This is a genomic window from Pseudomonas sp. FP1762, from assembly GCF_030687105.1.
Lineage (GTDB): Bacteria > Pseudomonadota > Gammaproteobacteria > Pseudomonadales > Pseudomonadaceae > Aquipseudomonas > Aquipseudomonas siliginis.
In genome coordinates this window covers 3,790,874-3,811,728 of the sequence record NZ_CP117458.1, presented here as the reverse complement: position 1 = coordinate 3,811,728, position 20,855 = coordinate 3,790,874, and the positions used below count along the sequence as shown (strand labels likewise).

General features: G+C 61.1%; 14 protein-coding genes. 11 read left to right on the top strand and 3 right to left on the bottom strand.

The genetic code is table 11. The features are described from left to right. Positions 1–23: 23 nt before the first annotated feature. The 6 genes from PSH90_RS16850 to PSH90_RS16825 all read left to right on the top strand — a co-directional run bounded on the left by PSH90_RS16850 (position 24) and on the right by PSH90_RS16825 (position 10,601). On the top strand, positions 24–1,751 hold the full coding sequence (locus PSH90_RS16850) for an autotransporter assembly complex family protein (protein WP_056788842.1): 1,728 nt from the start codon (positions 24–26) through the stop codon (positions 1,749–1,751). Further along, positions 1,748–5,422: a translocation/assembly module TamB domain-containing protein gene (locus PSH90_RS16845; protein ID WP_305381095.1), complete on the top strand. Its 3,675-nt coding sequence runs from the start codon at positions 1,748–1,750 to the stop codon at positions 5,420–5,422. Before PSH90_RS16850 ends, PSH90_RS16845 begins: the two co-directional genes overlap by 4 nt. Before the next feature lie 251 nt (positions 5,423–5,673). Then, positions 5,674–6,156 carry a MarR family winged helix-turn-helix transcriptional regulator gene (locus tag PSH90_RS16840; RefSeq protein ID WP_016775300.1) on the top strand — a complete coding sequence of 161 codons (483 nt, stop codon included), beginning with the start codon at positions 5,674–5,676 and terminating at the stop codon, positions 6,154–6,156. Next, entirely contained in the window at positions 6,146–7,615 is a 1,470-nt protein-coding gene (locus PSH90_RS16835; RefSeq protein WP_305381094.1) for an efflux transporter outer membrane subunit, read from the top strand. The genes PSH90_RS16840 and PSH90_RS16835 overlap by 11 nt, the downstream gene beginning before the upstream one ends. Before the next feature lie 15 nt (positions 7,616–7,630). Then, a complete protein-coding gene (locus PSH90_RS16830) occupies positions 7,631–8,833 on the top strand; it encodes an HlyD family efflux transporter periplasmic adaptor subunit (protein ID WP_305381092.1) in 1,203 nt (400 codons plus the stop codon). A 238-nt stretch (positions 8,834–9,071) separates the two neighbouring features. Beyond that, positions 9,072–10,601, top strand: a complete 1,530-nt coding sequence (locus PSH90_RS16825) for a DHA2 family efflux MFS transporter permease subunit (RefSeq protein WP_024013426.1) — start codon at positions 9,072–9,074, stop codon at positions 10,599–10,601. A 179-nt stretch (positions 10,602–10,780) separates the two neighbouring features. On the opposite strand, the gene lpxH is transcribed toward PSH90_RS16825, so the two are convergent. Together lpxH and PSH90_RS16815 are read right to left on the bottom strand one after the other, a co-directional pair. Continuing rightward, complete coding sequence (lpxH, locus tag PSH90_RS16820; RefSeq protein WP_305381090.1) at positions 10,781–11,527, bottom strand: UDP-2,3-diacylglucosamine diphosphatase; 747 nt, start codon at positions 11,525–11,527, stop codon at positions 10,781–10,783. Further along, positions 11,524–12,030: a peptidylprolyl isomerase gene (locus tag PSH90_RS16815; RefSeq protein WP_095189877.1), complete on the bottom strand. Its 507-nt coding sequence runs from the start codon at positions 12,028–12,030 to the stop codon at positions 11,524–11,526. The genes lpxH and PSH90_RS16815 overlap by 4 nt, the downstream gene beginning before the upstream one ends. A gap of 251 nt (positions 12,031–12,281) precedes the next feature. Between PSH90_RS16815 and PSH90_RS16810 the strand changes: the two genes are divergently transcribed. Together PSH90_RS16810 and cysS are read left to right on the top strand one after the other, a co-directional pair. After that, positions 12,282–13,979 (top strand): glutamine--tRNA ligase/YqeY domain fusion protein, encoded by a 1,698-nt coding sequence (locus PSH90_RS16810; protein WP_024013424.1) that lies wholly within the window; start codon positions 12,282–12,284, stop codon positions 13,977–13,979. Between the two features lie 18 nt (positions 13,980–13,997). Then, the gene (gene cysS / locus PSH90_RS16805; RefSeq protein ID WP_095182076.1) at positions 13,998–15,380 is read left to right on the top strand and encodes a cysteine--tRNA ligase; all 1,383 of its coding nucleotides are present in this window, start codon (positions 13,998–14,000) and stop codon (positions 15,378–15,380) included. 181 nt (positions 15,381–15,561) lie between these two features. Here cysS and PSH90_RS16800 read toward each other — a convergent pair whose 3' ends face one another. Continuing rightward, entirely contained in the window at positions 15,562–17,397 is a 1,836-nt protein-coding gene (locus tag PSH90_RS16800; protein WP_252876569.1) for a sigma-54-dependent Fis family transcriptional regulator, read from the bottom strand. A 382-nt stretch (positions 17,398–17,779) separates the two neighbouring features. On the opposite strand from PSH90_RS16800, the gene PSH90_RS16795 reads away from it, so the two are divergent. From PSH90_RS16795 to PSH90_RS16785, 3 genes are read left to right on the top strand one after another with little or no spacing between them, the layout of a single operon-like run. After that, positions 17,780–18,874: an ABC transporter ATP-binding protein gene (locus PSH90_RS16795; protein WP_016775291.1), complete on the top strand. Its 1,095-nt coding sequence runs from the start codon at positions 17,780–17,782 to the stop codon at positions 18,872–18,874. After that, on the top strand, positions 18,874–19,986 hold the full coding sequence (locus PSH90_RS16790) for an ABC transporter ATP-binding protein (protein ID WP_016775290.1): 1,113 nt from the start codon (positions 18,874–18,876) through the stop codon (positions 19,984–19,986). Before PSH90_RS16795 ends, PSH90_RS16790 begins: the two co-directional genes overlap by 1 nt. Next, on the top strand, positions 19,983–20,849 hold the full coding sequence (locus tag PSH90_RS16785; protein ID WP_007912484.1) for a carbohydrate ABC transporter permease: 867 nt from the start codon (positions 19,983–19,985) through the stop codon (positions 20,847–20,849). The genes PSH90_RS16790 and PSH90_RS16785 overlap by 4 nt, the downstream gene beginning before the upstream one ends. Positions 20,850–20,855 lie beyond the last annotated feature (6 nt).

Here is a 20,855-nt window from a genome sequence, read left to right as displayed (position 1 = left end):
AGCCCGTGATAGCATCCGCGCCTATGAAGTTTCCACGAAGATTTACCAGCGGCGTGCTGATGCTGTTATCCAGCTGCGCGGCGCTGGCGCAAAGTGAATTGGATGTACGGATCAAGCCGTCCAACGATGAACTCAAGGCCAATATAGAAGGCTATATCGGCAGCCTCGGCGATCGCGACGAAGAAGCCTTGCTGCGTTTCAGTCGCGGTGCCGAAGAGCAGGCGCGCAAAGCGGCTCAGGCGCTGGGCTACTATCAGCCGCAGATCGACAGTGACGTCAAGGGCGGGGAAAAACCGCGTCTGGTGCTGAACATCGATCCCGGCGAGCCGATTCGCCTGCGCAACGTCACCGTGCGCGTCGACGGCCCGGCGGCCTCGCTGAAATCCTTTCGCGTGCCGAAAAGCGACCTGCTCAAGTCCGGCGCCGTGCTCAACCATGGCCGTTACGAAGACGCCAAGCGCGTGATCCAGAATCAGGCCTCGCGCTTCGGTTACTTCAGCGGTCATTTCACCAGCCAGAAACTCATGGTCGATCCCCGCGCGGGCGTGGCCGACATCGAATTGATCTACGACAGCGGCCCGCGCTATGCGCTGGGCAAAGTCAGTTTCGAGGGCGACACGCCGTTCGACGAAGACCTGCTGCAACGCATGGTGCCGTTCAAGGCAGGCGAGCCTTACGATTCGGAACTGATCGCCGAACTCAATCGCGACCTGCAATCGAGCGGCTATTTCGAAGGCGTGCGTGTCGACGCGGCACCGACGGCAGCGCAGAACGATGTGATTCCGGTCGCCGTCAAACTCGACACGCGCAAGCCGCGCACCATGGGCCTGGGCCTCGGTTATTCGACCGACGTCGGGCCACGGATCAAGGCCAACTGGACGCGCCACTGGGTCAACCCGCAGGGCGACAGCTATGGCTGGGAGGCCGAGCTCTCGGCGCCCCGGCAGAACGTCGGGCTGTTCTACGACATCCCGCTCGACCCGCCATTGACCGACAAACTGCGCTGGGCCGGCGGCTATCAGTTCGAAGACATCGAAGGCTCCGACACCCTCAGCAAGCTGCTGACTTTCGGCCCGGAATGGCACAGCAAGTTGCCCAGCGGCTGGCAGCGGGTGATCTCGCTGAAATGGCAACGTGAAGAATACGAACTCGGCGACGACTCCGGCCTGAGCACGTTGCTCATGCCCGGCATCAGTTATTCCTATCTGAAAAGCGACAACCGCATCGATCCGCGTAACGGCTATCGCCTGAGCTTCGAAAGCAAAGTGGCCAAGGAAGGCCTCGGTTCGGACAACAACCTTTTATATGGCACCGCGCTGGTCAAGGGCCTGACTACGGTGTTCGACAAGCACCGCTTGCTCGGTCGCGTGCAGGTCGGCGGCAGCGCCACCAACGGCTACAACTCGATTCCGCCGTCGCTGCGCTTCTTTGCCGGTGGCGATCAGAGCGTGCGCGGTTACGACTATCAGAGCCTGTCGCCGAAAAACTCTGACGGCGACCGCATCGGTGGCCGCTACATGATTGCCGGCAGCGTCGAGTATCAGTATTCGATCGCCGAGAAATGGCGGGTCGCGACCTTCGTCGACCAAGGCAACTCTTTTAACAAACTCGAACTGCCCGACCTCAAGACCGGGGTCGGTGTAGGTGTGCGCTGGGTCTCTCCGGTCGGGCCGATCCGCCTTGACCTGGCCCATGCGCTGGACGACGACGGCGGCATCCGGCTGCACTTTTCCATGGGGCCTGAGCTGTGAAGCGTGGTGTGAAAATAACGGCGCTGACGCTGTTGGCGCTGGTTGTGTTAATCGTCTTGAGCCTTGCCGCGCTACTTGGCACGCAGGCTGGCAGTCGGTGGGCGTTGGGCCTGGTGCCCGGCTTGAGCGCGGAGAATTTCCACGGTCGCCTCGCTGGGCAGTGGAGTGCCGATCACCTGGTGTGGCAGCAGGACACCAGCCGCGTCGAGCTGAACAAGGCAATCTTCGCCTGGTCGCCGCTGTGCCTGACGCGCATGACCTTGTGCATCGATCAGCTCAAGGCCGCTCAGGTGATCCTGCAATTCCCGCCGAGCGAAGAAACCACCGAGAGCGGCCCGATCAAACTGCCGGACCTGCAATTGCCGTTGGCCATCGAATTGGGCGGCGTCGAGGTCGGCAGCCTGTTGTTCAACGGCAGCGAACAGCTCAAGGGCTTGCAACTGGCGGCGCACTGGACCGCACAAGGCCTGCAGATCGACAGCGTGAAATTGCAGCGCGACGAGCTCAGCCTGAACCTGTCCGGCCTGCTGCAACCGAGCGGCAACTGGCCGCTGACGATTCAGGGCGATTTGACTTTGCCTTCTCCCGGCAGCGAGCCGTGGACGCTGGCGCTGAAAGTCGACGGCGACCTGCTGAAAACCCTCAACCTGCAGGCCGACAGCCGTGGCTACCTCGACGGCCAGTTGAACGGTGAACTGCAAGCGCTGGCGGAAAACCTCCCGGCCAAGCTGCGCATCACCAGCGATGCGTTCAAGCCGAGCGCCGATCTGCCGGACACCCTGCAATTCAATCAGCTTGTGCTCACGGGCGAAGGCGACCTGAAAAACGGTTATCAACTGCTCGGCAACGCATCGTTGCCCGCCGAGAAATCACCGGTGGCGCTGCTGCTCAAGGGCAAGGTTGACGCCAACGGCGCGCAGATCGCCGGGCTCGACCTTAATGCCAACGACAAGCAAAGCCTCAAGCTCACCGGCAATGTCGACTGGAGCAAAGGCCTTAGCGCTCAGGCCAATATCAACTGGCAAGACTTCCCGTGGCACCGGCTCTATCCGGAAATCGACGAGCTGCAAGTGACGTTGCGCACCTTTACCGGCGAAGTGTCCTACACCGACGGTCAGTACCTCGGCAACTTCGACGCTGCGTTGGATGGCCCGGCCGGGGCGTTCACCTTGAGCAGTCCGTTCAGTGGCAGTCTGGAACAGATCGCCTTGCCGCAACTGGTCATGCAGGCCGGGCAGGGCAAGGCCGAAGGACACGTGAATGTGCGCTTCGCCGATGGCATCGCCTGGGATACTGCGCTGGATCTGTCGGCGCTCAACCCGGCGTACTGGGTCGCCGAACTGCCGGGTACTCTGGCCGGGCCGTTGAAGAGTAAGGGCGAAATGAAGAATGATCAGCTCAGCCTCAGCGCCGACCTCGACCTCAAAGGCAAATTGCGCGGCCAACCGGCGATTCTGCAGGCCAAGGCTGACGGCGCGGGTGAGCGCTGGAACCTCAATGCCCTGCAGATCCGCCTCGGCGACAACAGCATCAACGGCAAGGGCAGACTGCAGGACAAACTCGGCGGACAGATCGACATCAAGCTGCCGCGTCTGGCCCAGTTGTGGCCGCAATTGCGCGGGCAGATCAACGGCCAGATCAACGTCGCCGGTACGCTGAAGGCGCCACAGGGCAAGCTTGATCTGCAAGGTTCGCAACTGGCCTTCCAGGACAATCGCCTGCAAAGCCTCAACCTCGACGCCACGCTCGACAGTGCGCAGCGGGCGAAGATTAATCTCAAAGGCAGCGGCATTCAGACCGGCGATACCTCGCTCGGCACCCTGACCGCCAGTGCTCAAGGCGATATCAAAAGCCAGAAACTCAATCTCGACCTGATCGGACCGAAGCTGAAATTGGCGCTGGGGCTGGACGGCAATCTGGACAAGGGCAACTGGCGCGGACGCTTGGCCAGTGGCGACATTCAGGCCGGTGGCCAGGACTGGAAGCTGCAAAGCCCGGCCAGAATGGAGCGCCTGGCGGACGGCCAGATCAATTTCGGCGCGCATTGCTGGCTGTCCGGCAATGCCAGCCTGTGTGGCGAAGATCAGCGCCTGATGCCCGAGCCTAAGCTGCGTTATCACCTCAAGCAATTCCCGATCGAAAGCCTTGCGCAATGGCTGCCCAAAGACTTCGCCTGGCAGGGCCGGCTCAACGCCGATCTGCAACTGGACCTGCCCGCCAGCGGCCCGAACGGCGTGATCAGTGTCGATGCCAGCGGCGGCACCCTGCGCGTGCGCGACAAGGATCGCTGGCTGGATTTCCCCTACCAGACCCTCAAACTCAGCAGCAAGCTCACGCCCAAGCGGGTCGACACCGAGCTCAATTTTGTCGGCGGCAAACTCGGCGAATTGCTGGTCCAGGCGCAGCTCAATCCGCTGCCGAAAAACAAACCGCTGAGCGGCTCCTTCCGTCTTTCCGGTCTCGATCTGTCGGTGGCGCGGCCGTTTGTACCGATGGTCGAGAAACTCACCGGCCGCCTCAACGGCAGTGGCACGATCTCCGGTGGTTTGCTCGCACCGCTGGTCAACGGCACCGTGCAGCTCAGCGATGGCGAAGTGTCCGGCGCCGAACTGCCGATGGAGCTGCAGAATCTGCAACTGACTGCGGCGATCGCCGGCGAGTCGATGCGCCTGGACGGAGGCTGGAACAGCGGCAAGACTGGCAAGGGCAGCCTCAACGGCAACGTCGCTTGGGGGCAGGCGCTGGTGGTCGATCTGGCGCTCAAGGGCACGCAATTGCCGGTCAGCGTCGAGCCCTACGCCAAACTGGAAATGGCCCCGGACCTGAAGATTTCCATGGCCGGCGATGAGCTGAAAGTTGCCGGCAAGGTGCTGGTGCCGAAAGGCGAAATCACCGTGCGCGAGCTGCCGCCATCGACGGTGAAAGTCTCCGACGACACGATCATCGTCGGCGCACAGACCGAAGAGGGCAAACCACCGATCGCGATGAAAATGGACATCGACGTGATCGTCGGCCAGGACAAGCTGAGCTTTGCCGGTTTCGGCCTGACCGCCAATCTGCAAGGTCAGGTGCACATCGGCGACAACATGGACACCCGTGGCGAACTCTGGCTCAACGACGGCCGCTATCGCGCCTATGGCCAGCGCCTGACCGTGCGTCGCGCGCGTCTGTTGTTCGCCGGTCCCATCGACCAGCCGTATCTGGACATCGAAGCGATCCGCCAGACCGACGACGTCATCGCCGGTATTCGCCTGAGCGGCAGCGCCGAACAGCCGACCACGCAGATCTTCTCCGAACCGGCGATGAGTCAGGAACAGGCGCTGTCGTACCTGGTGCTGGGCCGCCCGCTGAGCACCAATGGCGAAGACAACAACATGCTCGCGCAAGCCGCGCTGGGCCTGGGCCTGATGGGCAGCGCCGGGGTCACCAGTGGTCTGGCCAAGGATCTGGGCATCGAGGATTTCCAGCTCGACACCCAGGGCAGCGGCAATGACACCAGCGTCGTCGCCAGCGGCAACATCTCCGAAAAACTCAGCCTGCGCTACGGCGTCGGCGTCTTCGAACCGGCCAGCACCATTGCCTTGCGCTACAAGCTGAGCAAGAAGGTCTACGTCGAAGCGGCGAGCGGCGTGGCGAGTTCGCTGGATATTTTCTACAAGCGGGATTTCTAGAGCGCGTTCTCTCCAATGATCGTTCCCACGCTCTGCGTGGGAATGCCTCAAGGGACGCTCTGCGTCCCGGCTCTCAAAAAAAACGGACGCAGAGCGTCCCCGGCTGCATTCCCACGCGGAGCGTGGGAACGATCCCGCGTGGCCGGTCAGTGATTAATTACAAAGCCCCCTAACTATTGCGTTGACATTCGCTGCCTAAGCAGTAACATCTCGACATACATTCACTGCCTAGGCAGTTATCAGGTCGACCCATGAAGCATTTCACTCCGGAAGAATTCAAACATTGCCACCTCGGCCTGTTGCTCGGTCGTGCCGCGTTGCTCAAGGACCGGATCATCGATACCCACATGGAACCGCACGGCATCACCGCCGCGCAGTTCAAGGTGTTGATCATCATGGCCCAGTTCGGCGTCGACACGCCGGCCGAGCTGTGCCGCCATCTGTCGCTGGACAGCGGGTCGATGACGCGCATGCTCGATCGTCTCGAGCAGAAGGCTTTTCTGCTTCGTCAGCGCAGCGAAGGCGACAGGCGTCAGGTGCAGTTGAAACTGACCGAGCAGGGCCAGCAACTGGCTGATCGTCTGCCGCACATCGGTGCCGATGCGATGAATGAGCTGGCCGGCGCGATCTCCCGCGAAGAGCTGAAAACCCTGGAATACATCCTCAAGAAAATCCTGCTGGCCGCCGGTGACCCGATCACCATCCAGCGTCTAGGTGATCACAATGAGCGCTAACACTTTGCGCAGCAGTCTGACGCTGCTGTTGTCGGCGATGATCCTCGCCGGTTGCGCCAATTACAGCGGCCTCGACACTGAAGGCCAGCGCCTCGACGCGAAGAGCCTGAAGACAGCGCAGTCTCTGGAAGGCGTCAGCCTGTCGCCGGCGGCGTGGCCGAAAAGCGATTGGTGGAGCAGCCTCGGCGATCCGCAGCTCGACGGCCTGATCCGCGAAGCCCTGCACGACAGCCCGGACATGCAGATCGCCGCAGCCCGCGCTCATCAGGCCAGTGCCGCCGCCTATGCCGCCGATGCCGAGCGTTATCCGACCCTCGACGCCAGCGCCGGCATCAGCCGTTCGCGTCTGGCTCGTGACCAGGATCCGCGGGGGCAGGGCGGGGCTTACGCGACGGTGCGCAATGTCAGCGCCGGCTTCAATTACAACTTCGATTTGTGGGGCGGCCAGCGCGATGCCTGGGAAGCCGCACTCGGCGAGGCCCGCGCTGCTGAAGTCGACCGTCAGGCCGCGCAGCTGACCCTCGCCGCTGACGTCGCTCGTGCTTACAGCGATCTCGGTCAGGCGCACATCGTTTACGACCTTGCCAGCGAAGACCTCAAGCGCACCCGGCAAATGCTCGACCTCAGTCAGCGCCGCTTGAGTTCGGGGATCGATAGCCAGTACCAGTTCCAGCAAACCCAGAGTCTGGAAGCCAGTTCTCAAGCGAGCCTGATCGACGCGGAAAAACGCCTGAACAGCGCGAAAATCGCCTTGGCGGTATTGCTCGGCAAAGGCCCGGATCGTGGCAACGAAATCGCTCGACCGAAAGTTCTGCAAGCCAGCGCCGTGGCAGTGCCATCGGTGTTGCCGGCGGAACTGCTCGGCCGCCGCCCGGATCTGGTTGCGGCGCGCTGGCGTGTCGAAGCGGCGAGCAAAGACATCGATGCGGCGAAAACCCGCTTCTATCCCAACCTCAACCTGTCGGCCTCGGCCGGCGCCGAGTCGTTGCTGGGTGATGCGATGTTCGGTTCGGCCAGCCGTTTCTTCAACATCGCGCCGACCGTATCGCTGCCGATTTTCGATGGCGGACGCCTGCGCGCCAACCTCGATGCGCGCGACGCCGATTACGATCTGGCGGTGGCGCAGTACAACAAAAGCCTGGTGAAAGCCCTCGGCGATGTCGGCGATACGATCAATCAGCTGCGCGATATCGGCCGGCAGATCGGCGCGCAGCAACATGCCACCGACATTGCTCAGGATTCTTACAACACCGTCGTCCAGCGTTACGGTTCCGGCATCGGCAACTACCTGGACGTGCTCAGCATCGAGCAGCAATTGCTCCAGGCCCAGCGTCAGATGGCGACCCTCAATGCCGAGCAGATCGACCTGTCGATTCAACTGATGCAAGCGCTGGGCGGCGGCTTTCAGGGTGAAAACCTGAACGCAGCCAACGCCAGCCCCGCCTCGTCGCACCATTAATTCAAGGTATTTGTCATGGCCACTGCCGAAAACACCCAAGCTCAAGACGACACCCCGGACACCGGCAACCCGCGCAAACGCAAGGTGATGCTGCTGGCCCTCGCCGTGGTCGTCCTGCTCGCCATTGCCGGCGTCTGGGCCTATCACGAATTCATCGGGCGCTTTAACGAAAGCACCGACGATGCCTACGTCAACGGCAACGTCGTGGAGATCACGCCGCTGGTCACCGGCACCGTGGTCAGCATCGGCGCCGACGACGGGGATCTGGTCCAGGAAGGCCAGGTGCTGGTCAACTTCGACCCCAACGATGCCGAAGTCGGCCTGCAAAGTGCCAAGGCCAAACTGGCGCGCACCGTGCGTCAGGTGCGCGGTTTGTACAGCAACGTCGACGGCATGAAAGCCCAGGTCAACGCGCAGCAGGCCGAAGTGCAGAAAGCCCAGGACAACTACAACCGACGGAAAAATCTCGCCCAGGGCGGGGCGATTTCCCAGGAAGAACTGTCCCACGCCCGCGACGACCTGACCTCGGCGCAGAACGCTCTGGCCAACGCCAAACAGCAACTGAAAACCACCAGCGCACTGGTCGACGACACCGTGGTCTCGTCGCATCCAGACGTGATGTCGGCCGCTGCCGATCTGCGTCAGGCCTATCTGACCAATGCGCGCAGCACCTTGATCGCGCCGGTCACCGGTTATGTCGCCAAGCGCACCGTGCAACTCGGTCAGCGCGTGCAGCCGGGCACCGCGTTGATGGCGGTGATTCCGCTGGATCAGCTGTGGATCGATGCCAACTTCAAGGAAACCCAACTGCGCGACATGCGCATCGGCCAGCCTGTCGATATCGAGGCCGATATTTATGGCAGCGACGTGAAATACAGCGGCACCGTCGACAGCCTCGGTGCCGGTACGGGTAGCGCGTTTGCTCTGCTGCCGGCACAGAACGCCACCGGTAACTGGATCAAGATTGTTCAGCGTGTGCCGGTGCGTATCCACATCAATGCCGAAGAACTGGCCAAGCACCCGCTGCGTGTCGGTCTGTCGACCAATGTCGAGGTCAATCTGCACGACCAGAGCGGCCCGGTGCTGGCCCAGCAACCGCCGCAAAAGGCCTCGTTCAGCACCAACGTCTACGAGCGCCAACTGGCTGAGGCGGACGCGATGATTGCCCAGTTGATTCACGACAACAGCGCAGCAGCAGGCAAGACCGCACAGCGCTGAGAGCACACCGGATCAGAAGTAGGCTCTGTGGTGAGCGGTTATCTGTAGTGAGGGGATTTATCTGTGGCGAGGGGATTTATCCCCGCTGGACTGCGCAGCAGGCCCGTTTTTCCTGAGCCAAAAGAGGGGCCGCTTCGCGACCCAGCGGGGATAAATCCCCTCGCCACAAGGGCCTGTTACCACAGGGCCTGCTGTGTTCATCAGACCGCAGCGACCATCAGGTTTCATAGGATTCACAATGAGCAATAACGCTTCTTTCACGCCGCCCAGCCTGTTGCTCAGCACCATCGGCCTGTCGCTGGCGACGTTCATGCAAGTGCTCGACACGACCATCGCCAACGTGGCGCTGCCGACGATTTCCGGCAACCTCGGGGTGAGTTCGGAGCAGGGCACCTGGGTCATCACTTCGTTTGCCGTGAGCAACGCGATTGCGCTGCCGCTGACCGGTTGGCTCAGCCGCCGCTTCGGCGAGGTGAAGCTGTTTCTGTGGGCGACGATGCTGTTTGTACTGGCGTCGTTTCTTTGCGGTATCTCGACCTCAATGCCCGAGCTGATCGGCTTTCGTGTGCTGCAAGGCCTGGTGGCCGGGCCGTTGTATCCGATGACGCAGACGCTGTTGATCGCGGTGTATCCACCGGCGAAACGCGGGATGGCCCTGGCATTGCTGGCGATGGTCACGGTGGTCGCGCCGATTGCCGGGCCGATTCTCGGCGGCTGGATCACCGACAGTTACAGCTGGCCGTGGATCTTCTTCATCAACGTACCGATCGGCATCTTTGCGGTGATGGTGGTGCGTTCGCAACTGGCGAAACGGCCGGTGGTGACCAGTCGCCAGCCGATGGATTACGTCGGTCTGATCACGCTGATCATTGGCGTCGGCGCGTTGCAGGTGATCCTCGACAAGGGCAATGACCTGGACTGGTTCGAATCGAACTTCATCATCGTCGGCGCGGCGATTTCCGTGGTCGCCCTGGCGGTGTTCGTGATCTGGGAAATGACCGACCGCCATCCGGTGGTCAACCTGCGCCTGTTCGCCCATCGCAACTTCCGCATCGGCACGCTGGTGCTGGTCTTGGGTTACGCCGGGTTCTTCGGCATCAACCTGATCCTGCCGCAGTGGCTGCAAACACAAATGGGTTACACCGCGACCTGGGCGGGACTTGCCGTGGCGCCGATCGGGATTCTGCCGGTGTTGCTGTCGCCATTTGTCGGCAAATACGCGCACAAGTTCGACCTGCGTCTGCTCGCCGGCATTGCGTTTCTGGCGATTGGCCTGAGCTGTTTCATGCGCGCCGAGTTCACCAACGAGGTCGACTTCCAGCACATCGCTCTGGTGCAGTTGTTCATGGGTATCGGTGTGGCGCTGTTCTTCATGCCGACCCTGAGTATTCTGATGTCGGACTTGCCGCCGAGCCAGATTGCTGACGGCGCAGGCCTGGCGACTTTCCTGCGGACATTGGGCGGCAGCTTTGCGGCGTCGCTGACCACCTGGATCTGGATTCGCCGGGCCGATCAGCATCATGCGTATATGAGCGAAAGCATCAGCACGTTTGAGCCGGCCACCCGCGAGACCCTGAATCAGTTGGGTGGGGCGAGCCAGTCGGCGTATGCGCAGATGGACCAGATCCTCACCAGCCAGGCGTACATGCTTTCGACCGTGGATTACTTCACGTTGCTAGGGTGGGGATTCATGGGGCTGATTTTGATTGTATGGCTGGCGAAACCGCCGTTTGCCGCCAAGGCCGGGCCGGCAGCTTCGGGGCACTAGAATCAAGAGCCCCTCACCCTAACCCTCTCCCGGAGGGAGAGGGGACTGACCGCGGTGCATGTTCGAGGTACATCGACTTGCGATACCGAGTCGAACTCAGGTTTTGAACTGCATGCGATCAGCTCCCTTTCCCCCTCGCCCCCCTGGGGGAGAGGGCTGGGGTGAGGGGGTAAAGCTCTTCAGCCGTGCGGCAATGCCAGCGGCGGGGCGAAATCGAACGGCGCCAAGGCATACCCACTCTCATCCACCTGCAACGCCCAACCCTGACGATCCCAATCCCCCAGCACAATCCGCTTCGCCGCTTGTTCACCAAGCTGCAGCTTGTGAATTGCCGGGCGGTGGGTGTGGCCGTGGATCAGAGTCTTCACGCCGAATGCCTGCATCACTCGCGGAATCTCTTCCGGGGTGACATCGACGATGTCATTGGCCTTCATCCGCGTCTGTGCGCGGCTTTCGCTGCGTAGCTTGCGCGCCAGTTTATGGCGGCTGCGCAGTGGCAGGTGACGGAGGATGAACAGTGTGATCGGGTTACGCAGATAACGCCGCAGCTTCATATAGCCAACGTCGCGGGTACACAGGCTGTCGCCGTGCATCAGCAGCACCGGCTCGCCGTAGAACTGCACGACACTCGGATCCTTCAGCAAGGTGCAGCCGGCCTGTTTGCAGAAGGCCTTGCCGAGCATGAAATCGCGATTGCCGTGCATCAGAAAGATGGCCGTGCCGCTGTCGCTCAAATCGCGCAGGGCCTGGCAGATGGAGCGCTGAAAGGGCGTCATGGCGTCGTCGCCAATCCACGCCTCGAAGAAGTCGCCGAGGATGTACAACGCACTCGCCGAGCGGGCGCGTCCGGCGAGCAAATCCAGAAACGCCCGGGTAATGTCCGGGCGCTCCTCTTCCAGATGCAAGTCTGAAATCAGCAATATCACGCTTCGATGATCTCGGCTTTCTCGATGATCACGTCGTCTGCCGGTACGTCCTGGTGGCCGGCCTTGGAAGTGGTCGACACGCCTTTGATCTTGTCGACAACGTCGGTGCCGGCGGTCACTTTACCGAATACCGCGTAGCCCCAGCCCTGCACGTTCTTGCCGCTGTGGTTGAGGAAGGTGTTGTCGGCGACGTTGATGAAGAACTGCGCCGATGCCGAATGCGGCTCCATGGTGCGGGCCATGGCGACGGTGTATTTGTCGTTGGAGAGACCGTTGTCCGCTTCGTTCTGGATGCTTGGACGCTTGTCTTTCTTCTCTTTCATGCCTGGCTCGAAACCGCCGCCCTGGATCATGAAGTTACCGATGACGCGGTGGAATACGGTGTTGGTGTAGTGACCGGCGTTGACGTACTCGATGAAGTTGGCAACGGTGATCGGCGCCTTTTCAGCGTTCAGTTCGATGACGATGTCGCCATGGTTGGTGGTCAGTTTGACTTGAGTCATGGTCATTACTCTTCATAGGGAATTCGTGGTTCTGGGACATTGAGCCCCACAACCGGTTCAGCCTGCTTCGGCCAAGGTGCGCAGTTTAGCGTGACAGGCGCGAATTTCGAGGCGGTTTTTCATTTCCCGGCGATTAAATGCGTGCCTTTATAAGAGCTGCTCTGTCAGGCCCTTGACAGCATCGGCTATGATAGCGGCTTTGTTTTGTCTGGCCCCTCTTTGCGGCCGCGCACCTGTACGTCAAGGATCCTATGAGCAAGCCCACTGTCGACCCTACCTCGAATGCCAAGTCCGGCCCTGCCGTGCCGGTCAACTTCCTGCGGCCGATCATCCAGGCAGACCTGGACTCGGGCAAGCACACCCAGATCGTGACTCGCTTCCCGCCGGAGCCCAACGGCTACCTGCACATCGGCCACGCCAAGTCGATCTGCGTCAACTTCGGCCTGGCCCAGGAGTTCGGCGGCGTCACGCACCTGCGTTTCGACGACACCAACCCGGCCAAGGAAGATCAGGAATACATCGACGCCATCGAAAGCGACGTCAAATGGCTGGGCTTCGAATGGTCCGGTGAAGTGCGCTACGCCTCGCAGTATTTCGACCAGTTGCATGACTGGGCCGTCGAGCTGATCAAGGCCGGCAAGGCCTACGTCGACGACCTGACCCCGGAGCAGGCCAAGGAATACCGTGGCAGCCTCACCGAGCCGGGCAAGAACAGCCCGTTCCGTGACCGTTCGGTTGAGGAAAACCTCGACCTGTTCGCGCGCATGAAGGCCGGTGAATTCCCGGACGGCGCGCGCGTGCTGCGGGCGAAGATCGACATGGCCTCGCCGAACATGAACCTGCGCGACCCGATCATGTATCGCATCCGCCACGCGCATCACCACCAGACCGGCGACAAGTGGTGCATCTACCCGAACTACGACTTCACCCACGGTCAGTCGGACGCCATCGAAGGCATCACGCATTCGATCTGCACCCTCGAGTTCGAAAGCCATCGCCCGCTGTACGAATGGTTCCTGGAGAACCTGCCGGTGCCGGCGAACCCGCGCCAGTACGAGTTCAGTCGCCTGAACCTGAACTACACGATCACCAGCAAGCGCAAGCTCAAGCAACTGGTTGACGAGAAGCACGTCAACGGCTGGGACGATCCGCGCATGTCCACGCTGTCGGGCTTCCGCCGCCGTGGCTACACGCCGAAATCGATCCGCAACTTCTGCGAAATGATCGGCACCAACCGTTCCGACGGCGTGGTCGATTTCGGCATGCTTGAATTCAGCATCCGCGACGACCTCGACCACAGCGCACCGCGCGCCATGTGCGTGCTGCGTCCGCTGAAAGTGGTCATCACCAACTACCCGGAAGGCCAGGTCGAAAACCTCGAACTGCCACGTCACCCGAAAGAAGACATGGGCGTGCGCGCGTTGCCATTCGCTCGGGAAATCTACATCGACCGTGAAGACTTCATGGAAGAGCCGCCGAAGGGCTACAAGCGCCTGGAACCGGCCGGTGAAGTGCGTCTGCGCGGCAGCTACGTGATCCGTGCCGACGAAGCGATCAAGGACGCCGACGGCAATATCGTCGAACTGCGCTGCTCGTACGACCCGGACACCCTCGGCAAGAACCCGGAAGGGCGCAAGGTCAAAGGCGTGATCCACTGGGTGCCGGCCGCCGCCAGCGTCGAGTGCGAAGTACGTCTGTACGATCGCTTGTTCCGTTCGCCGAACCCGGAGAAGGCCGAAGACAGCGCCAGCTTCCTCGACAACATCAACCCTGACTCGCTGCAAGTGCTGACCGGTTGTCGCGCTGAGCCATCGCTCGGCAACGCACAGCCGGAAGACCGTTTCCAGTTCGAGCGCGAAGGCTACTTCGTCGCGGATCTGAAGGACTCGAAACCCGGTCAGCCGGTATTCAACCGTACCGTGACCCTGCGTGATTCGTGGGGCCAGTGAGTGAGTCAAGGAACTAACGTGCTAACGATCTACAACACGCTCACCAAGAGCAAAGAAGTCTTCAAGCCGCTTGATGGCAACAAGGTGCGCATGTACGTCTGCGGGATGACCGTGTACGACTACTGCCACCTCGGCCACGGCCGCAGCATGGTCGCGTTCGACCTGGTGACGCGCTGGCTGCGCTTCAGCGGTTATGACCTGACCTACGTGCGCAACATCACCGACATCGACGACAAGATCATCAATCGTGCGCGCGAGAACGGTGAATCGTTCGAAGCGCTGACCGAGCGCATGATCGCCGCGATGCACGAAGACGAAGCGCGCCTGAACATCCAGAAGCCGGACATGGAACCGCGCGCCACCGATCACATCGCTGGCATGCACGCGATGATCCAGACCCTGATCGACAAGGGCTACGCCTACGCACCGGGCAATGGCGACGTGTACTACCGCGTCGCCAAGTTCATGGGCTACGGCAAGCTGTCGCGCAAGAAGATCGAAGATTTGCGCATTGGCGCGCGCATCGAAGTCGATGAGTCGAAACAAGACCCGCTCGACTTCGTCCTGTGGAAAGCCGCCAAGCCGGGCGAGCCGAGCTGGGAATCGCCATGGGGCGCCGGGCGTCCGGGCTGGCACATCGAGTGCTCGGTGATGTCGACCTGCTGCCTCGGTGAGACTTTCGATATTCATGGCGGCGGCAGCGACCTGGAGTTCCCGCACCACGAAAACGAAATCGCCCAGAGCGAAGCGGCCACCGGCAAGACCTACGCCAACGCGTGGATGCATTGCGGCATGATTCGCATCAATGGCGAGAAGATGTCCAAGTCCTTGAACAACTTCTTCACCATCCGCGACGTGCTCGACAAGTACCACCCGGAAGTGGTGCGTTACCTGTTGGTCTCGAGCCACTACCGCAGCGCGATCAACTATTCGGAAGACAACCTCAAGGACGCCAAGGGCGCACTGGAGCGTTTCTACCATGCGCTGAAAGGCCTGCCGAGCGTGGCGCCGGCCGGTGGCGAGGCGTTCGTCGAGCGTTTCACCACGGTGATGAACGACGACTTCGGCACCCCTGAAGCGTGCGCTGTGCTGTTCGAGATGGTGCGCGAGATCAACCGTCTGCGCGAGAGCGATCTTGATGCAGCGGCGGGGCTGGCGGCACGTCTGAAAGAACTGGCGAGTGTGCTGGGGGTGTTGCAACTTGAGGCCGATGACTTCCTGCAGGCGGGCGCTGAAGGGCGTGTCGATGCGGCTGAAGTCGATGCACTGATTGCGGCGCGTCTGGCGGCTCGGGCGAGTAAGGATTGGGCTGAGTCCGATCGTATCCGTGATCAGCTGACGGCGATGGGTGTCGTGCTGGAAGACGGCAAGGGTGGGACTACCTGGCGTTTGGCTGACTAAGGCCCAAAGCCCCTACCATGATCGTTCCCACGCTCTGCGTGGGAATGCCTCAACGGACGCTCCGCGTTCGGCTCTGTAGGGACGCGGAGCGTCCCGGGCTGCGTTCCCACGCGGAGCGTGGGAACGATCGATCCCCTGTGGGAGCGAGCCTGCTCGCGAAGAGGCCCGTCCAGACAACTTGTCATTCAGCCTGCCGCAACCGCTTGTAAAGCGTATTGCGGCTAACCCCCAACCGCCGCGCCAGATGCGAAATATTTCCCCCGGCCGCCTTCAACTCGCGATTCAACGCCTCAACATCATTCAAATCCAGCCCCAGCGGCGCAGCCGTCTCAACCGGCTCCATCTCCAGATCGACAAAAAAATCATCCGGCAAATGCTCCGGCCGTACCGGTTGCTCCTCGGCCATGGCCAACGCCACCTGCATCACGCTGCTGACCTGACGCAAATTCCCCGGCCACGGATGCTTTTCAAACAACTCCAGAACTTCAGGGCTCAGCCCCGCCCATTGCGTCGGCTCGCGATGCTGCTCCCACAGTCGTTTGAACAGCGCCTGCTTGTCACTTCGTTCGCGTAACGGCGGCAGCTCCAGGGTCAGGCCGCCGATGCGGTAGTACAAGTCTTCGCGGAAACGGCCCAGTTGCACCTGCTCGCGCAACGATCGGTTGGTCGCGGAAATGATCCGCAAATCAACCGGGAACAACTCGCTGCTGCCCACCGGCTGCACGCAGCGCTCCTGCAACACACGCAACAAACGCGCCTGAGTTGGCAGCGGCATGTCACCGATCTCATCAAGAAACAGCGTGCCTTTGTCGGCCTTGCGGATCAGGCCGATGCTGCCTTTCTGGTTGGCCCCGGTGAACGCGCCTTTCTCGTAACCGAACAACTCAGACTCGACCAGTTCAGCGGGGATCGCTGCACAGTTCACCGCGATGAATGCCTGTTTTTGCCGGGAGCTGGCTTGGTGCAGGGCTTTGACGAACACTTCCTTGCCGACGCCGGTTTCACCGTGAATCAGTAGCGGAATGTCTTTCTCCAGCAAACGCTCGGCCTGGCGCACGGCTTTTTCCACACGGCTGTCGCCGAAATGCAGCGTGTTGAGGCTGATCACGCTGGCTGGCGCAGGCTTGTCCTCGGCGACAAACACTCGCGCCTGCACCGGTGCCTGTTTCGGCCGTTTCAGCAAACACTGGAAACGGTTGCGTCCAGAGGTCTGCAGGGCAAACGGCAGACCCTCGGGCTGATTGATCAACTCCAGCAGCGACACCTTGAACAGGCTTTCAACGCTGACGCGCGACAAACGCACACCGAGCAAATTGTCGGCGCGGCGATTGGCCGACAGCACTTGACCGCTTTCATCGAAGATCAGCAACCCGGCCCACTGGCTGTCGAGGTTGTTCAACCCGGTGTTGAATGTCAGTTGAAAGTGCTGGCCATGGAACAGGTTGAGGATCAGCCGGTTTTCCACGGTCTGGCTCATCATCTTGACCATGCCGAGGGTGTGCGAGGGTGGCAGATAGCTGTCGCTGGAGACATCGAGCACGGCGATGACCTTGCGCTCGGCGTCGAAAATCGGCGCGGCGGAGCCGGTCATGAAGCGGTTGGCCTTGAGGAAGTGTTCATCGTGTTCGATGTGCACAGCCTGCTCACAGGCCAGTGCGGTGCCGATTGCATTGGTGCCGCTGCTGCGCTCCATCCAGCTCGCCCCGGCCTGAAAGCCCCGGGCCAGATTCGGTTCGATAAAGCGCTGCGTGCCCCACGAGGTCAGCACTTGGCCCTGATTGTCGGCGAGCATGATCAGGCAGTTGGAATTGCTGAGGATGTTTTCGTAGTAGGGCAGGACTTCCTGATGCGTGGTCTGCACCAGCGAATGATGGCTGTCGAGCAGCCGCGCAATGCCGGCGGCGGGCAATTGATCGAAGGCCGGGGCGCTCTGGTGGTCGAGGCCGAACGCGCGGCAACGTTGCCAGGAGGTCTGGACGATCGCGTCGTGGGACAGCGGCGAAGCAGGTGCGGCCATGGGGCGAGCCTCTGAGTGCAGCGATTTTATTATTGTTATGAGCCCGATCTTCAAAACTACACAAATCCCCATGTGGGAGCGAGCCTGCTCGCGAAAGCGTCGGTTCAGTCAATGGATTCATTGAATGACACACCGCTTTCGCGAGCAGGCTCGCTCCCACAGGGATCCATTTTGCATTCAGGATTGGGCAAAAGCGTGCATAGAGTGTTGTTCACTATTGTTCATTGTCAATCACTCCGACTGTTCAAAAGTGTTCAGCTGTGAACGCCGCTTGCCCCCGTAAACACTGCTTCTCAAGACAAATCAACCACTTGCCATTTCTGGCACGAATGTCGCTCTGTTGCTCCGGTCGCTTGACTCCAAAAATAAAAAAGGCCGAGCCATGTCACTCACCCTGGAGCACGTCAGCCGTACCGTCGAGGGCCAGATCTGGATCGACGATGCGTGCCTGAAATTCGAACCCGGATCCTTCAACGTTCTGCTCGGGCGCACCCTGTCCGGCAAGACCAGCCTCATGCGCCTGATGGCCGGCCTCGACAAGCCCGACAGCGGCCGCGTGCTGATGAACGGCGTCGACGTCACCCAGCGCCCGGTGCGGCTGCGCAACGTGTCGATGGTCTATCAGCAGTTCATCAATTACCCGACCATGACGGTGTTCGAGAACATCGCCTCGCCACTGCGTCAGGCCGGCATCTCGAAAGAGATCATCCACAGCAAGGTGCAGGAAACCGCACGCATGCTGCGCATCGAGAAGTTCTTGCAGCGCTATCCGCTGGAGCTCTCCGGCGGACAGCAGCAGCGCACGGCCATGGCCCGCGCCCTGGTCAAGGATGCTGAACTGATCCTCTTCGACGAGCCGTTGGTCAACCTCGACTACAAGCTGCGCGAAGAGCTGCGGCAGGAAATGCGCGAGCTGTTCAAGGCGCGCCACACCATCGCCATCTACGCCACCACCGAGCCTAACGAAGCGCTGGCCCTCGGCGGCACCACGACCATCCTGCACGAAGGCCGGGTGATTCAGAGCGGCCCGTCGACCGAGGTCTATCACCAGCCGCAGTCGGTGCTCGCCGCTGAATTGTTCTCCGAACCGCCGATCAACCTCATGCCGGGACGCATTGCCGGCAACGAAGTCAGCTTCGCCAACTTCGTCCACTTTCCGTTGAACGTCGATCTGCGCCCGGTGGGCGAGGGTGAGTTCCGCTTCGGCGTACGCCCGAGTCATATCTCGCTGGTGCCGAGCAACGATGACGATCTCGAATTGGCCGTGACCGTCGAGGTCGCCGAAATCAGCGGCTCGGAAACCTTCCTGCATGTGCGCAACGAGCATTTTCTGTTGGTGCTGCACTTGCCAGGGGTTCACGAATACGACGTCGATGCGCCGATCCGCATCTATATCCCGACCCACAAACTGTTCGTTTTCGATGCGCAGGGCCGTCTGGTGCAAGCACCGGGCCGGCGTGTCGCGAGGGTTGCCTGATGGCCGAAATCCGTTTGCAGCACCTCGCCCACAGCTACAGCAAAACCCCCAGTGGCGCCGAGGATTATGCGATCCGCGAGATGGATCACGTCTGGGAGCAGGGCGGCGCCTACGCCTTGCTCGGCCCGTCCGGTTGCGGCAAGTCGACCTTGCTCAACATCATTTCCGGCCTGCTCAGCCCGTCCCAGGGCCACGTGTTGTTTGACGGCAAAGCGGTCAACGACCTCACGCCGGAGAAGCGCAACATCGCCCAGGTTTTCCAGTTTCCGGTGGTCTACGACACCATGACCGTGTTCGACAACCTCGCTTTCCCGCTGCGCAATCAGGGCATGGCCGAGGCGAAAGTGCACAGCAAGGTGCAGGAAATTGCCGAAGTGCTCGACCTGCAGAATCTGCTGAGCAAGAAGGCGCGCAATCTCACCGCCGACGAAAAGCAGAAAGTCTCCATGGGTCGTGGACTGGTGCGCGATGACGTCTCGGCAATCCTCTTCGATGAGCCGCTGACGGTGATCGACCCGCACCTGAAGTGGAAGCTGCGGCGCAAGCTCAAGCAGATCCACGAGCAGTTCAACATCACCATGGTCTACGTCACCCACGACCAACTTGAAGCCTCGACGTTCGCCGACAAGATCGCAGTGATGTACGGCGGCCAGATCGTCCAGTTCGGTACGCCACGGGAATTGTTCGAGCGGCCGAGCCACACTTTTGTCGGCTATTTCATCGGCAGCCCGGGGATGAATCTGATCGAGGTGCAGCCGCAGCCCGGGGGCGTCGGTTTCGCCTCGACGCACCTGCCGTTGTCCGACGCCTTGCAGCGCCATATCGAGCACGGCCAGTGGAAAAATCTCAAGGTCGGCATCCGCCCCGAGTTCATTCACGTGTGGGACGAGCCGTTTGACGACGCGATGCAGGCAAAAGTCGTACACGTCGAAGACCTCGGCACCTACAAGATCATGACTCTCAACCTCGACGGCGCGCCGTTGAAGGTGCGTCTGGCCGAAGACAAACCGGTGCCGCAGGGCACGGCTTACATCAGTTTCCCGGCGCAATGGCTGATGGTCTATGCCGATGAATTTCTCCTGGAAGTCAGCGACGAGGAGGCGCAGCCATGAACAAAGTGCAGAACAACAAGGCCTGGTGGCTGGTGTTGCCGGTGTTCCTGCTGGTGGCGTTCAGTGCGGTGATCCCGATGATGACCGTGGTCAACTATTCGGTGCAGGACATCTTTGACCAGTCCAGCCGCTACTTCGTTGGCGCTGACTGGTACAAGCAAGTGCTGCTCGATCCGCGTCTGCACGACTCGTTGCTGCGCCAGTTCATCTATTCAGCCTGCGTGCTGCTGATTGAAATCCCGCTGGGCATCGCCGTCGCGCTGACCATGCCGACCAAGGGTCGCTGGTCCTCGGTGGTGCTGATCATTCTGGCGATTCCGCTGCTGATTCCGTGGAACGTGGTCGGCACCATCTGGCAGATCTTCGGCCGCGCCGACATCGGGCTGCTCGGTTCCAGCCTCAACGCGATGGGCATCAGCTACAACTACGCGGCCAACACCATGGACGCCTGGGTGACGGTGCTGGTGATGGACGTCTGGCATTGGACTTCGCTGGTCGCGCTGCTGTGTTTCTCCGGTTTGCGGGCGATTCCCGACGTGTATTACCAGGCGGCGCGGATCGATCGCGCCTCGGCCTGGGCAGTGTTCCGCCACATTCAGTTGCCCAAGCTGAAGAGCGTGCTGCTGATCGCGGTGATGCTGCGCTTCATGGACAGTTTCATGATCTACACCGAGCCGTTCGTGCTCACCGGCGGCGGGCCGGGCAATGCCACGACCTTTTTGAGTCAGACGTTGACGCAGATGGCCGTAGGGCAATTCGACCTCGGTCCGGCAGCGGCGTTTTCGCTGGTGTACTTCCTGATCATCCTGTTGGTGTCCTGGCTGTTCTATACCGCCATGACGCACTCCGACGCCAACCGCTGAGGCCCG